The organism is Shigella sp. FC1661 (assembly GCF_001712525.1).
GTDB lineage: Bacteria > Pseudomonadota > Gammaproteobacteria > Enterobacterales > Enterobacteriaceae > Escherichia > Escherichia coli.
The window spans coordinates 1-1,090 of the sequence record NZ_MDGW01000369.1 but is presented as its reverse complement, the minus strand read 5'-3'; the positions used below and the strand labels follow the sequence as shown (position 1 = coordinate 1,090).

Genomic DNA, 1,090 nt, shown 5'->3' with positions numbered 1-1,090 from the left:
GATCGAGGTTCACAGTACTGCGCATACGATTACCGGGTCATACAGGAGCAGTCTGGTCTGAAAACATCAATGTCGCGTAAAGGTCACTGTTACGACAACGCTCCGATGGAAAGCTTCTGGGGAACGCTGAAAAATGAGAGCCTGAGCCACTATCGTTTTAATAACCGGGATGAAGCCATCTCAGTAATACGGGAATACATTGAGATTTTCTACAATCGTCAGCGTCGTCACTCTCGTCTGGGGAATATCTCCCCGGCAGCCTTCAGGGAAAAATATCATCAGATGGCTGCTTAAAAAAAGAACAAATGGTAGTGTCCGCTATTGCCAGTACACCTCAAAGCGGCTAATGATGAAGAAGCATGTCGTGCAGGTGTCAGAATTTGCCAGTTAGTCGATAACCATGCCATCACACATTCTGAAGGGCATATCAACATTACCGTGACAGCAAGTGTCAGTCGCGCATTTCCTGAAGAGCCTCTGGATGTGGTCATTGGAAGAGCAGACCGGGCAATGTATGAGGGTAAGCAAACGGGAAGAAATCGCTGTATGTTTATTGACGAACAAAATGTGATTAACCGAGTTTAAGCTCCGTTTAACATTCATTGAGAAAACTGATGCTACTGTGTCAACGATTCGTTATCAGTGCAGGAAAATGCCTGTTAGCGTAAAAGCAAAACACAAATCTATCCATGCAAGCATTCACCGCCGGTTTACTGGCGGTTTTTTTTTTCGCCATCATAAAAATCAGGCCCCTTGTACACAACCTGTAACAAGGGGCGGTTAGGTGAGGGATTATCTCCGTTCATTAGTCATCCCATTTGTGGGTAATGACTCCAACTTACTGATAGTGTTTTATGTTCAGATAATGCCCGATGACCTTGTCATGCAGCTCCACCGATTTTGAGAACGACAGTGACTTCCGTCCCAGCCTTGCCAGATGTTGTCTCAGATTCAGATTATGTCGCTCAATGCGCTGAGTGTAACGCTTGCTGATAACGTGCAGCTTTCCCTTCAGGCGTGATTCATACAGCGGCCAGCCATCCGTCATCCATACCACGACCTCAAAGGCCGACAGCAGGCTCAGAAGACG

2 protein-coding genes and 2 pseudogenes are annotated in these 1,090 nt (G+C 46.5%); 2 read left to right on the top strand and 2 right to left on the bottom strand.

Annotated features, from left to right (window positions below):
* Positions 1-294 (top strand): integrase core domain-containing protein (locus BFF42_RS18320; RefSeq protein WP_146627975.1); only part of this gene is annotated, 294 nt, incomplete at its 5' end.
* Between the two features lie 39 nt (positions 295-333).
* A pseudogene (gene dgcZ, locus BFF42_RS18315) lies at positions 334-585 on the top strand (diguanylate cyclase DgcZ); the annotation flags it as partial.
* A 114-nt stretch (positions 586-699) separates the two neighbouring features.
* Here dgcZ and mgtT read toward each other — a convergent pair.
* Positions 700-806: pseudogene (gene mgtT / locus BFF42_RS27340) on the bottom strand (protein MgtT).
* A 32-nt stretch (positions 807-838) separates the two neighbouring features.
* Positions 839-1,090: IS1 family transposase (locus BFF42_RS18310; protein WP_001393792.1), on the bottom strand; the 252-nt coding region annotated here is incomplete at its 5' end.